At 62.8% G+C, this 12,817-nt stretch carries 10 protein-coding genes; 1 reads left to right on the top strand and 9 read right to left on the bottom strand.

The features are described 5' to 3' along the window. Positions 1–42: 42 nt before the first annotated feature. From AC1MB9_RS15410 to AC1MB9_RS15390, 5 genes are all read right to left on the bottom strand, one after another. On the bottom strand, positions 43–1,446 hold the full coding sequence (locus tag AC1MB9_RS15410) for an NAD-dependent succinate-semialdehyde dehydrogenase (RefSeq protein WP_479962792.1): 1,404 nt from the start codon (positions 1,444–1,446) through the stop codon (positions 43–45). An 82-nt stretch (positions 1,447–1,528) separates the two neighbouring features. Continuing rightward, a complete protein-coding gene (locus tag AC1MB9_RS15405; RefSeq protein WP_479962791.1) occupies positions 1,529–2,785 on the bottom strand; it encodes a M20 family metallo-hydrolase in 1,257 nt (418 codons plus the stop codon). Positions 2,786–2,803: 18 nt separating this feature from the next. After that, the gene (locus AC1MB9_RS15400; RefSeq protein WP_479962790.1) at positions 2,804–4,459 is read right to left on the bottom strand and encodes an amidohydrolase; all 1,656 of its coding nucleotides are present in this window, start codon (positions 4,457–4,459) and stop codon (positions 2,804–2,806) included. Continuing rightward, positions 4,456–6,093 (bottom strand): thiamine pyrophosphate-dependent enzyme, encoded by a 1,638-nt coding sequence (locus AC1MB9_RS15395; protein ID WP_479962789.1) that lies wholly within the window; start codon positions 6,091–6,093, stop codon positions 4,456–4,458. The genes AC1MB9_RS15400 and AC1MB9_RS15395 overlap by 4 nt, the downstream gene beginning before the upstream one ends. A gap of 34 nt (positions 6,094–6,127) precedes the next feature. Further along, positions 6,128–7,456 carry an MFS transporter gene (locus tag AC1MB9_RS15390; protein ID WP_479962788.1) on the bottom strand — a complete coding sequence of 443 codons (1,329 nt, stop codon included), beginning with the start codon at positions 7,454–7,456 and terminating at the stop codon, positions 6,128–6,130. A gap of 166 nt (positions 7,457–7,622) precedes the next feature. Between AC1MB9_RS15390 and AC1MB9_RS15385 the strand changes: the two genes are divergently transcribed. Then, complete coding sequence (locus tag AC1MB9_RS15385) at positions 7,623–8,816, top strand: PucR family transcriptional regulator (RefSeq protein WP_479962787.1); 1,194 nt, start codon at positions 7,623–7,625, stop codon at positions 8,814–8,816. A gap of 16 nt (positions 8,817–8,832) precedes the next feature. Here AC1MB9_RS15385 and AC1MB9_RS15380 read toward each other — a convergent pair whose 3' ends face one another. From AC1MB9_RS15380 to AC1MB9_RS15365, 4 genes are read right to left on the bottom strand one after another with little or no spacing between them, the layout of a single operon-like run. Next, on the bottom strand, positions 8,833–9,447 hold the full coding sequence (locus AC1MB9_RS15380) for an RraA family protein (RefSeq protein WP_479962786.1): 615 nt from the start codon (positions 9,445–9,447) through the stop codon (positions 8,833–8,835). Positions 9,448–9,490: 43 nt separating this feature from the next. After that, positions 9,491–10,870 carry a TRAP transporter large permease gene (locus tag AC1MB9_RS15375; RefSeq protein WP_479962785.1) on the bottom strand — a complete coding sequence of 460 codons (1,380 nt, stop codon included), beginning with the start codon at positions 10,868–10,870 and terminating at the stop codon, positions 9,491–9,493. Between the two features lie 12 nt (positions 10,871–10,882). Then, positions 10,883–11,437, bottom strand: a complete 555-nt coding sequence (locus AC1MB9_RS15370; RefSeq protein WP_479962784.1) for a TRAP transporter small permease subunit — start codon at positions 11,435–11,437, stop codon at positions 10,883–10,885. A gap of 40 nt (positions 11,438–11,477) precedes the next feature. Further along, entirely contained in the window at positions 11,478–12,575 is a 1,098-nt protein-coding gene (locus AC1MB9_RS15365; RefSeq protein WP_479962783.1) for a C4-dicarboxylate TRAP transporter substrate-binding protein, read from the bottom strand. Positions 12,576–12,817: the final 242 nt, after the last annotated feature.

The raw sequence follows: 12,817 nt of genomic DNA, 5'->3' as shown, positions 1-12,817 counted from the left end.
TCGCGACGACGGGGACTCCCCTTCGTGTTGCCGGTCAGACCATTAATCGATCGTGGGCGTGGTGGACGGGCGCGGAGCAGCGATCCGAATCAACTTGGTGTTCACGAATTCTTCCATACCGTACTTACCCAGCTCGCGGCCGATTCCCGATCGCTTCACGCCGCCGAAGGGCAACTCCGCTGACGTGCCCGAGGCCGCGTTCACCGTCACCATCCCCACCTGAAGGCGGTCCGCCATGCGTTCGGCACGGATCAAATCCGTGGATTGGATCGCCGCCCCAAGCCCATACGCCGACGCGTTGGCCATCTCAATGGCTTCTTCTTCTGATGCGACTCTGTGCACCACGGCGACCGGACCGAAGAGCTCCTCCGAATACGCCCGCATCTCCGGCGTCACCCCGGTGAGGATAGTGGGCTGAAACCACGCGCCGGGCAGATCCATTCTGGCGCCACCAACAACCGCACTGGCACCTTTGCTGATGGCGTCCTCGACCTGTTCGGCAAGCCCATCCACGGCTGCGACCGACGACATCGGACCCATGAAGGTCTCGGGAAGGCGGGGGTCACCCACGCGGATGGCGGAAACGGCGGCGGTGAACTGCGCGAGGAAGTCCTCGTAAACGGCTTCGGCCACTATGAAGCGTTTGGCCGCGTTGCACGCCTGGCCTGCGTTGCCGAAGCGACCGAGCACGGCCTGTTCGGCCGCGTGCCTGACATCGGCAGACTCGAGCACCAGGAACGCGTCGGATCCCCCCAACTCGAGAACGACTTTCTTCAGGTTTCTCCCCGCAATTTCGGCCACGGCAGCGCCGGCGCGCTCGGATCCGGTCAAGGAGACTCCCTGAACGCGGGGGTCCGCGATAATCATGGCCGCTTGCTCATTGGTGGCGAAAATGTTCGTATACGTGCCGTGCGGCGCGCCGGCATCCCGAAAGATCTGCTCCATAGCCAGGGCAGACTCCGGGCATTGAGGCGCATGCTTCAGGAGAATGGTGTTGCCGTTCATGATGTTGGGCGCGGCAAAACGAGCGACCTGGTAGTACGGATAGTTCCACGGCATGATTCCCAAGATCGGGCCGAGACCCTCCTTCCGGACCACGGCCGATCCACCGCCAGCGATGTCCAGCGCCTCATCCTGCAGGAACCCCGGACCCTTGTCCGCGTAGTAGTTGTAGATTGACGCCACGAGGTCAACTTCGAGTAGAGCCTGCGAGATCGGCTTGCCCATTTCGCGCGTGATGGCAGCGGCGAGAGCGTCGCGTCGTTCCGCGTACAGCTCGGCCACCCGCCGCAGCAAGGTCACCCGATCAGCCACGGCAGAGAACCGCCAATTTTCAAACGCTGTGGCAGCCGAGTCCACCGCGGCCGCGATCTCAACTCCCGTCGCTACGGGGAACTCCTGGACTGACTCCCCCGTTGCGGGGTCGGTTATGGCGTACACGGTCACGATGTCCTCCTGGGCTGCGTCGTACTCTGATTTATGGAAGTCTCGAGCCAGATGCAGGCGAAGCCCGCATCTGCCAACTCGGTCAGGGGTGGACCAGCTCTCCGGTGACGAGCCGTCCAGCGAGGTCGGTGAGCAGGTCGACTCCGGCGAGCATATCTGTGTCGGACGTCAACTCACGCTCGTTATGCGAAATTCCTTCGATGCTGGGCACGAAAAGCATGATGGTCGGGACGATGTCCTTCATGTTCGTCGAGTCGTGACCGGCGCGGGTGCGAACGGTGCCGTAGGGCAGGCCCAGTTTCTCGGCGCTGGCCGCGGCCAACAGCAGTCCCGCGGCGTCGTACTCTTTCGCCGCCCAGATGTGCTCGGCACCGCGTTCAATTCGCACTGCGGCCCAGCGTTCAATCTCGGCGATCCTGCGGTGCAGCTCCGCATCGGCAGCGGCCAACACCGTGGGGTCGGTGCTGCGCACATCCACGAGCAGATTGACGCGGTTGGCCACGACAACCGGCGAGTTCGGAAAGACGGTGAACTCTCCACAGGAGGTGATCACCATGTGGTCATCCGTCGTGAACTGGTTGGCGATTTCGCGCGCCGCGACGACGAGCGAAGAAGCCCCCAGCAGGGCGTCGGAACGGTCAGCGATCACGGTGGCTCCCGTGTGCGCCTGCTCTCCGTGCACCACGAATTCATACTTATTGGCACCCCAGGTGGATTCGACCAGTCCGATGCTGAGGCCGTCGTCCTCCAGGGAGCGTCCCTGTTCGATGTGAATTTCCAGATAAGCGGCGACTTCGAGGCTGAAGTCCCCAATCGTTCCAATCGCCTCGAGCGCCTCGCGTACCGTCACCCCCTGTGGATCGGTCGTGGCCAATACGCGCGCGGCGGGTAATTTTCCGGTGAACACGGAGCTGCCCATCATCGAAGGTTTGAACCGGCAGCCCTCCTCGTTAAACCAGTTGACGATGACGATGTTATAGAGCGGGATCCCACCCTGATCGCCCAAGGTCTCGCGCAATCGCATCGCGGCGTGCGCTCCCGCCAACACTCCGTAGGCACCGTCGAAGCGACCGCCGAGCGGTTGCGAATCCAGATGCGAACCTATGGCGATGTACGGGGCGCCGGGGACCAATTCGACGAGCGTGAACTGGTTGCCGACCTGGTCATAACGCACCTCGAAACCGTGCCCCTCGACAAGCCCGCGAAACCAATTTCGGGTCTGGCCGTCCGCCGCCGTGGCGGCCTGCCGATCGACGCCGCCCCCCGCGGTGGCCCCGAAGGTGCTCATGGAATGAAAATCGGCCAGGAATGCGCGTTGCTGTTCAGTGTTCGTTTTCATGGAAGTGCTCCGATCGGGTTAGTGGACGGCGGTGCGGGAGTCGAAGCTGAAATGACCGTCAACAACGGTGGCGATAATGTCGAGCGTCCCGATGTCGGCGGCGGCCAGTGGGGAGCCGGAGAGAACCACGAAATCGGCGAGTTTCCCTCGGGCGAGAGTTCCCCGGCTGTCGATCGTGCCGGTGGCGATGGCGGCCCACTCGGTGTAGCTCCGCAGCGCCTCTTCCGGGGTCAGCCCCGCGCCGGGCCCACCGAGTACGAGTCCGTTCTCGGTTTTTCGATCAACGGATGACTGCAGGGCGCGACGCACGTTATTGTCGGCGACAGGCAGGTCTGAACTGCCGGCCAGGATGACCCCTGCATCGACGAGCGTCCGGCCTCGGTACAGCCAGCCCTCCCGTTCGACCCCGACGAGGGCCGCGAACTGGTCGCCTAACGGGCCGATGAACCCTGCCTGGGGCGTTACCGCGATTCCCGCCCGGGCGATCAGGGCGACCTGGTCCAGACGCGAGATCCCGAAGTGCTCAATACGGTTCGGCAGCGCGTTTGGGCCGAATCGGTCCTGGCAGTCGATGATGATCTCGGCGGCAAGGTCAATGGCCGCGTCTCCGATGGCATGCAATGCAATCGGCCAGCCCGCCCGGTAGACGTCGGTGACGCGTTCGCGGTAGGACTGCGGGTCATCGAGAAGATAGCCGCTGTTGTGCGGGTGCCCGCAATAGTCCTCCGTGACCGCGGCGGTCGCACCCAGAAGCGACCCGTCCATGAAAACCTTGACCGGGCCGAGCGAGAGCCAGTCGTTGCCGAAACCTGCCCCGATACCCAGGTCGATGCCCCGTCCGTGGCCGGTGTCGTGCATATCCGCCGCGTGGGCGCTGAGCGGACGCAAGGCGTCGAGGGTCGGCATCAGCTGAGCTCGGGCATGGAGACGATTGTCCCGGAGGGCCTGCTGGTAGGCCTGAACCTCGATGGGACTGTGTCCGATCCACCCCGCACCGATGCCGGCCTCGGTGAAACTGGTGATGCCTTGTTCTGCGTACAGCGTGGTTGCATCGTCGAGCGCCTGTACGATCTGCGGAACCGAGTAGGGCAGCAACAGGTCCTGGATCAGGGCCTGGGCGGATTCCTCGATCACTCCGGTCGGGTAGCCGTCGGCGTCGCGCAGCACGGCGCCCCCGGCCGGATTGGAGAAGCCGGGTTCGAAGACGCCGGCCAGCCGCAGGGTTGCTGAGTTGGTGATTGAGAGATGCCCCGACACGTGGCGCAGATACAGCGGTCGGCCGCCGGTTAGTTCGTCGAGCCGCCGGATGTCCGGAAACTGACCGTCGTGATGTTTGTGGTTGAAGCCGGTTCCTTTAACCCACGCCCCCGGCTCGGTGGAAAGCCGCACGATTTCACGCTCAAGGAGATCGTAGATGCTGTCCAGACCACGAGCATCCTGCAGGTCGACGGCGGACAGGCCGAGCCCCCACCACGTGGTGTGACAGTGTGCGTCGATGAATCCCGGAACGATGGTCGCACCGGCGAAGTCCTCGATGCGCTCGGCCGTGCAGCCCTGAACTTCCTCATCGAAGCCGACAATACGGCCGTCGAGGATACCCATGGTGTGAGCGGCGGGGCGCTGCCGGTCCAAGGTGAGGATCGTCGCTCCCCGAATGATCCGGTCGAGTTTCATGATCGCACCGACGGTTTCGTGTTTCCCGCAGAGGGTGGCATGGTTTCGGGGTCCGTCCGCACGTGCAGCAGCGCCGGCAGCCCGCTGGACAGCGCGCTCACCAGGGCGGATTCGAAGTCTTCGGTGCGTTCCACGAGCTCGCCGTACCCGCCAAAGGATCGCATCCACGCAGCGAAATCGGGATTTGTCATTGACGTTCCCGAAGCACGACCCGGATAGTGCGCTCGCTGATGTTGCACAATCGTCCCGTAGATTCCGTTGTCCACGACGACCACAAGCGGGTTGCTGCCCTGGGCGAATGCGACGGAGACTTCCTGCGCGTTCATGAAGAAGTCCCCGTCGCCGCAGATTGCGACCGCCTGCCGGTCAGGAAAGATGAGGGACGCGGCCACCGCCGAGGGCACGGCCAGCCCCATGGCGCCATTGCGCGGGGCCACCAGGGAATGCGCCTGGGTGTGGGAAAGGTAACGGTGGCCCCAAATGGTGGCGTTCCCGGCACCGTACGTGACGACTCGTTCCGCGGGCAGCAACCGCTCCAGGACCTCGAATGCAACACCAAGGTCGACCCCGGTTCCGCCGTCTGGATGAGGCGTTGCGAAGCGTTGCTGATCTGCGTGCAGCTCCGTCATCCAGTCGACCGTTCGGGCACCGCGGGCGGATTCGGGTGTCGGCAGTACGGCGACGAAAGCGCTCGGGGTGCTGAGCACATGCTGGTCGATGCGACCGGAATGCATGGTGGCGGAAGGATCGGGAAGCACCAACAGCGTGCGCTGCGCAAACCCGCGAGTGAACCCGTCGCTGAGCACATCGGAACGGCCGCAACCGACAAACAGGAGGAGGTCCGCATCGTCCAGTCGAGCCGCGAGCGTATCCGCACGTCCGTAGCCCAACCAGCCCGCATAGGCGGCGGAATGTGGAACAACGTCGTAGGCCCGCCAATCAGTTGCCACGGGGATCCCGGCAGTCGCGGCCCACTCCATCAATGTCCGGCCGGTCGCGTCATCCCAGCCGTCTCCGCCGGCGACGATGAGCGGGCGCTGCGCAGCAGCCAATTTCTCTGCAACCATCGTGACCTCTGCCGGCGATGGCGTGGCACTGGCGACCGGTCGAACCGGGGCCAGGGCCGCCTCGACCTGCTGAGCCAGGACATCCTCCGGCAGTCCGATGACAACCGGACCGGGACGCCCTGATGCGGCCAAATGCATGGCCTCGGCGACCAGCTCACCGGCACGGTCCGGGTCCTCCAGCACGATCACGCGTTTGGCGGTGGTGCCGAACCAGCCGGTCAGGCTGAACTCCTGAAAGGAGTCACGCTCGCGGTCCGCCACCGGAATCAGCCCCACAAACAGCACAAGCGCTGTCGCGTCCTGCCAGGCCGTGTGCACGGCGATCATCGCGTTCGCCGCTCCCGGACCGCGGGTAACCATCACGACGCCCGGTGTACCCGTCAGCCTTCCCTCGGCGAGCGCCATGAAGCCGGCGCCACCCTCGTGACGACACACCACGGTCTCAATGGGCGAATCGTGAAGCCCGTCGAGGACGTCGAGGTAGCTCTCGCCGGGTACCGCGTAGACGCGGCGCACACGGTGGGCTTCGAGTTGGGCGACGATGAGGTGGCCGGCTGACTGTGACATGAGAGGAACTTTCCGGTCGGAGCGCTGAAGGTGGTTAGTGCTTGAACCCGGGCAGGTCCACACTCATGCGCGGGGCGATGTGGCCGGCGACCGCGGTGAACAGGGACAGAAACACCAGCATCGCTGCCGCAGGCCACCACTGGTTGCCCGCGGAGGCGACCAGAGCCGTGGCGAGCAACGGAACGAAGCCACTGACCATTCCTGCGGTGTTCTGGGCAAACCCGACGCCGGTGTACCGTGTGCGTGCGGGGAAAAGGCCGGTGAGAACCGTGCCGGATGCCGCGTAGGGAAAGGAAAGCGCGGCAACGGCGAGGGTCATGCCGATGACGACGAGTACCGAATTTCCGCTGACGATCAGCAGGAAAGCCGGCACGGCAACGATCGCAGATACGACCCCGCCGTAGAAGATGACTCGGCTGGCGCCGAACCGCTCCCCCAGACGGCCTCCGATGATCAGCACCGGTATCTCAACGACCGCAGCGATCATGCCGCCGAGCAGCATCAGCCTGGCGCTGTAGCCCAGCGTATTGACGCCGTACCAGACGACGAACGCCGTCACCAGGTAGAACCCGCCCACGCCCAGCATGCCGGCGGCCATGCCAATAATGATCTGCTTCCAGTGGTTCACGAGGGTCGTCTTAATGGGCGCCTTTTCCGTCTGACCGTTTTCCACGAGCTCGGTGAAGACCGGGGACTCTTCGAGACGGCTACGAATGTAGAGCGCGAGCAGAAGCATCGGGAAAGCGGCAAGGAACGGGATGCGCCAGCCGAAAGCCGTGAAGTTCTCCTGCGAGAAGAAGAACGTCATCAGGAAGAACCCTCCGGACGAGAGGATGGTGCCGATCGGTGAACCGATCTGCGGGATTGCCGCATAGCGAGCCCGGCGGTGCAGGGGCGCATTCTCCACGACCAGGGTCATGGCGCCCGACCATTCGCCGCCCACGAAGAGCCCCTGCAAGACCCGGAGCAGCACCAACAGGATCGGTGCGGCCACGCCGATTGCGGCATACGTCGGCAACAGTCCGATCAGGCCGGTAATGACGCCGATGCCGGCGATAGTGATCATCAGGGTCTTGCGGCGGCCGATCTTGTCGCCCATCGCCCCGAAGAACATGCCGCCGAGGGGACGGGCGACGAGCCCGACCCCGAAGGTGGCGAAGGCGGCCAGCGCGGAGGCCGTCGCATTCTCGCTGTGGAAGTACTGGACGTTGAAGACCAGTGCGGCAGCAGCGCTGAAGAGGAAGAAGTCGTACCACTCCATGGCGGTGCCGATCAGGGCCCCGATTGCGACCTTTGTCGCTTCTTTGTCGGAGATCTGCCGCGTCGCGCCAGCCTCCACATTAACTTCGCTTACTACGGTCATTAGCATCTCCGCGGTGAGGGACGAGGCCTACCGCGGTTCAGATTGAAGATCCGCGGGGCCTCTTATGGGAATTCATCAAAGTATTCCAGTGGATCGCCCTCGCAGGCTGAACGAAATGAAACGGGTTGGCGCAGCAAGCGTGTGCAAAACCACATAAAATGATGAAATGAACCCCATTGCCGGCCCGCAAAATGTTGAATCAGCCAGGGATGACGCGAAACGATGGAGCGCGCTCTTGGCCCAGCTGTCAGTCGATGACCTGACCGCGCACTTTCTCGACCGTGTTCTTCGCGTGCCGGGATATGACGCCCTGCCGCTCCCGAGCAGTGAGATCCGCCGCACCGGAGCGGCATCCTTCGACGCTTTGATTCGAGGGATGCGGCAGGGAGCCGAGGTCGGCAACGACGGCAGCGGGAGGGCGGAATGGTTGGCCATCGCCACCGATGTTGGTGTCTCCCGCGCCCGCGCCGGGATTCCAATCGAGTCCTTGATGACCGCGATCCGCCAGGACTTCTCGATTCTCTGGGGCGAGCTGACTTCAATCGCAGATGACGCCGATGCAGGACTTCTCGTGCGCCACGCAGATCGAGTGTGGGACATAGTTGATTCCTATGCGAGTCAAACTCAATCGATCTATATGGCCGAACGGCAGCGCATGCACAACGAAGCATCCTCGATACGGCAGGGGTATGTAGCGGCGCTTTTCGGCGAGACAAGCCCGCCCTCGGAGATGCTCAGCCACATCGCTGGCGAACTGAAGCTAGCCGAGGCTGCACCGCTCTGTGTTGCGATGGCGATCGGGGACGAAATGGCGAGATTGCGTGTCGTCGTTGCTTCGGCCGCTCATCGCGATGCGGAGATCTTCACCCATCACCTGGGCGACGGACTCGTCGCATTCTGGCGGCACGACGATCGACCGGGGTCGGCCGTTCAAGAGGCGGCGTCACAAATCGGCGATCTTCGTGTGGGGCTCGTGGAAGCGGTGCAGGGCATCGCGGACCTCCCTGATGCGGCACGCCTCGCCCGAGAACTTGCACATTTGTTGACTCCTCAGGACGGACGGGCGCTAACGATGACCATCGCCTGGGCGCGCATCGCTCGGCTGCGACTCGGAGCGTCGGGATCGCCCATCACTGCGGATGTCGATGCTGCGCTGGCCCGTTGCGGCGTTGTGGAACGAGCCAGATTGATCGAAGGGGTGCGAGCATATCTCGCGTCGGGAAGTATTGCCGCTTCCGCGGAAAGCCTCTTCTGTCATCGAAACACCATGATGAATCGCCTCCGCCGGTTTGCTGAAGTCACCGGGGTCGATGTCACGGTGCCACAACAGGCCGCCCGCCTCGTGGTCGCCTGGGCGTAGTGAGTTGGGGGCCGACCTATCCGCCTATGTAGAGCAGCTCGGTGAGCGGAATGCCGGAGCGCATGCGGGCGAGCAGATCGGGTTCGGCTGCGTCGTTCTCGAGAGACATGTCAATGACGGCCTCAAGTGTCTCATCGTCGGCGATGAGTACGCCGTTTCGGTCACCGAGCACCCAATCGCCTGGGTTCACTGTGACCCCACCGACCCGCACCGGAACATCGAAGGTTGAATTGCCGGTACCGCGTCGCTTAGTGGTCATACCACTGCTGCCGCGAGCGAAGACGGGAACGCCAACGCGCTCGAGGTCGTCGAGATCCGTGACAAGTCCGTTCACCAGCACACCGGCGAGGCCGACGGTCTGAATCGCGGCGATCGTCACGGCGCCAATGCAGGCGTGGATCGCGTCGTCGCCGAGGTCGACGACGAGCACCTCTCCGGGCTCCGCTCGCATAATCGCGAGGTTGACTCCTGCGGCATCGGAGTCTGGAACGCTCACGGTGCGCGCCCGTCCGACCACCCGCATACTGCGTGCGATCGCCTTGATCGACGGGTCGCAGAACCCCTCGTCGATGAAGTGCCCGAGCGTCGGGAACTCGACTCGTTCGAGTTTGGACTGCAGCATTTCTTCCATGTCGGACTCCTTTTCTCGTGAATGCGGGTGATTGTTGTCGGCGTTATCCGACGGCAGAGGAGAGATCTGGCAGCCAGGTGACGATACCCGGAAACGCGAACAGCACCGCGATGATGGCGATGTCGGCAAAATAGAAGGGAATAACTCCCTTGAACACCTCGTGCACACCGAGGCCCTTCGTGGTGCCGGCCGTGACGAACACATTCATCCCGATCGGGGGAGTAATCATGCCGAGCTCGATGAGCTTCACGACCAGAATGCCAAGCCAGATGCCGTTGAAGCCCAGATCCATGATCGGCTGGTACACGAGCGGGACCGTGATGACAAGCAGCGAAATGGAATCGAGGAACATGCCGGCGGGTATGAGGATAAGGAGCAGGAGGATCACCGTGAGCTCCGGCGGAACATCGAGGCCGACCACGAACTTCGAGATCGCGGTGGGCACACCCGATGCGACCAGGAAGTACGAGAAGATGCCAGCTCCAACAAGGATCATGAAGATCATCGAGTTCAGCGAGACAGTGTCCCAAATCGAGCTTGAGAGATTCTTGAGCATCACCCGCGGCTTTTTGATGTGCTGGCTAATGAGCAACAACATCGCCACAACAGCGCCGACCGCAGCCGATTCGCTTGGGGTGAAAATGCCGGAGTAAATACCGCCCATGACGGTGAGAAAGATGAGGCCGATTGCAATCAATGCGCGGGTGACCGACGCCGTACTGATTTTCACTGACTCCATCTGCTCTAGCTGGTGGTCCTTGCCGACGGCCCTTGCGTCTTCAGCGAGCTGGCGACCCTGGGAGCCATCCACGAGCGCAGGCTTGCGCCAGGGCAGAACCAGCGCAAAGGTCGTGAGCATGATGGCGGAGAGCACACCTGGGACGATTCCGGCGATCAGTAGGCTGCCAACTGACTCTCCCGTGACCGCACCATAGAGCACCAGGATGACGCTCGGCGGAATGAGAACAGCGAGCGAACCCGATACGGCGACCGCAGCACCCGCGAAGCCGCGATTGTAACCGTGGCGCACCATCTCGCTGATCGCCAACTTACCGATTGTGCTCACGCTCGCCATGCTTGATCCTGAGACAGCGCCGAAGCCGGCCGAGGCGAAGATGGTCGCGATTGCAAGGCCGCCGGGCAGGCGTTTCAGCACCTTGGCCGCTAACGCGAACAGTTGCTCAGCTATGCCACTGTGCAGCGTGAACATGCCCATGAGAATGAATAGCGGCACGACCACGAGACCGGAGCGACCGACGGCAGTGTAGCTGGTTCCGGCAATAACACTGCCTACGATGTCTCCACCCGACATCAGAGCGAGACCCACGACACCGGTCACCGCCAGTGAGAAAGCGACGGGAATACCCGAGAGCAGGAGGACAAGAAGCACAACCAGTGCGACAAGAAGGGGAATGGTTTCCATGTGGTTCGTTCCTTAGTAGAGATCCGCCGAGGCGTTGACGGTCGCGACCTCTTTGCCGAAGGCATTGCGCACGTTGTCGATGAGACGTGGCACGGCCTCGAGGAAGTAGGCGGCGAACCCGAGCGCAATAGCTACGCGACCTGGCCAGACGGGAATCTGAACAAGTCCGAATCGGAACTCGTTCTGCTCGATCGACTCGAGTGCCCGCCCGGTGGTCACCCAGACCATCCAGGCGAGCGTCGCGAGCACGAGGAGCATACTGACGGAGCTGATGATCGCCGCTAGGCGCGGAGGGAGCTTCTCGAGAACGATAGTCACGCGAACGTGAGCGTTACGGTACTCGGCGAATGCGAGACCGAGGAACACGCTCATCACCATGAGTACTTCGCCGACCTCTGTTACGCCGGGGATCGGGGCGCCGGTGAAGTAGCGGCTGGCTACGTCAGCGACGGTGGCGACCATCATGAACGCGATCGCCGCCGCTGCGACGCTCGCGAGCGCGATTGAGACCCCATGTATCGTGCGCCGAAGCGCATGCTCCTTTGGTGGCGAGACTTGAGTTGTCATGTGTGACTACCTAGTTCGATTGCTTGGATAAGTCCGCGACTTAGCGAGCTGCGCAGCGCTGAAGTGCGGGCTCGTAGGTGCTTTCGGCTTCGTACTTCTTCACGACAGCGGTGTACTCGTCGTAGAAGGCGCTGGCGTCACTGGTTGAACCGGAGCTCTTGACGTTGCTCTCCCACGCATCCTTGATCGCCGGACTGACCTGTTGGGACCACTCGTCGGCTTCGGTCTGATCGAGTACGGTGATGGTGCCGTCGGCATCGATGAGCTTGGTGCAGGCAGCATCCTCGTGCGCCATGAGCACCTCCATGTAGATATCGAGGTAGTCTTCGCTCTCAGTATTCATGGCGTCCTGTACATCGGAGGGCAGGCCGTCCCACAGCTTCTTGTTGATGATCACGGCCGACACAGCGTAGTTCCCAGCCCGCAGATCCATGAAATTCGGGGCGATCTCCTGGTAGTCGCGGTCGGTGAGGATGTCGAGCGAACCGCCCGAGACGCCGTCGATGACGCCGCGTTGTAGCGCTTCGTAGACTTCGCTGTGCGAGATGGCCACAGGGGTGATGCCGACCTGCTGGAAAGCCTCAGCTGAGAAGCCGATCTGGCGAACCTTGCGGCCCTCGAGGTCTCCGAGGTCCTTCGCGGGCTTCTCGAGTGCGACGGTGTTCGGCGGAACCGGTGCCCACATGAGCACATGAACGCCCTGCTTGTCCCACTCTGCGCGGAATGCCTCGTTGGTCTCGTACAGTTCGGCGAATGCCTTGCCCTGAGCCTCGGCGCTGGAAGTGATGAAGGGCACGCCTGCAATGTTGGTGAGGGGAAGCTCGCCCGGGTAATACGCATCGGCGACGTAGCCCATGTCAGCGCGGCCATCGCCGACACCCTTTAGGATCTCGGCGCCAGGAAGCAGAGCCTCCTGGTACATGTACTCGACGTCGACGCGGCCGTCGGTAGCCTCGTTCACGTTGTCAATCCACTTGAGGGTGGCCTCCGGCTCCGCAGCCCCCGGAGGCTGGTACGACGCCAGCTTGAGCGAGAAGCTTTCCTCGCCCGATTCATCTCCGCCACCGGCGGAGCAGCTGGTCAGGGCAAGTGCGGCGATCGCGAACACCGCAATAGACAGGGAATGTTTCTTCATCATTGTCTTAGCCTTCTGCTTGTCTGCGCCGTCCGAGGCCGCAGATGGTTCCAGAGCGATACGAAACCGCAAGCCCTTGCCCATCAACTATTCAGAAGGGAGCAGAGATGAGCAAGGAGATGCTGCACACGGTTCGGCGGTGCTCGATGTGCATATGCACTATCGCGGAAAGAGTCGACGGGAGACTGGCAAATGCATACGCACAGCCTGGATGCTTAAATCGGGGGCGCGGGCACCTCGGCGCC

Source organism: Cryobacterium sp. AP27, assembly GCF_056680495.1.
Note: the sequence above shows the minus strand (reverse complement) of the source record. Positions and strands in the feature narration are given on the sequence as shown.

Excerpts from the sequence above, each read along its gene's own strand:
- AC1MB9_RS15405 (WP_479962791.1), bottom strand. The coding sequence starts at position 2,785 with ATGAAAACGAACACTGAACAGCAACGCGCATTCCTGGCCGATTTTCAT.
- AC1MB9_RS15400 (WP_479962790.1), bottom strand. The coding sequence starts at position 4,459 with ATGAAACTCGACCGGATCATTCGGGGAGCGACGATCCTCACCTTGGAC.
- AC1MB9_RS15395 (WP_479962789.1), bottom strand. The coding sequence starts at position 6,093 with ATGTCACAGTCAGCCGGCCACCTCATCGTCGCCCAACTCGAAGCCCAC.
- AC1MB9_RS15390 (WP_479962788.1), bottom strand. The coding sequence starts at position 7,456 with ATGACCGTAGTAAGCGAAGTTAATGTGGAGGCTGGCGCGACGCGGCAG.
- AC1MB9_RS15385 (WP_479962787.1), top strand. The coding sequence starts at position 7,623 with ATGAACCCCATTGCCGGCCCGCAAAATGTTGAATCAGCCAGGGATGAC.
- AC1MB9_RS15380 (WP_479962786.1), bottom strand. The coding sequence starts at position 9,447 with ATGGAAGAAATGCTGCAGTCCAAACTCGAACGAGTCGAGTTCCCGACG.
- AC1MB9_RS15375 (WP_479962785.1), bottom strand. The coding sequence starts at position 10,870 with ATGGAAACCATTCCCCTTCTTGTCGCACTGGTTGTGCTTCTTGTCCTC.
- AC1MB9_RS15370 (WP_479962784.1), bottom strand. The coding sequence starts at position 11,437 with ATGACAACTCAAGTCTCGCCACCAAAGGAGCATGCGCTTCGGCGCACG.
- AC1MB9_RS15365 (WP_479962783.1), bottom strand. The coding sequence starts at position 12,575 with ATGATGAAGAAACATTCCCTGTCTATTGCGGTGTTCGCGATCGCCGCA.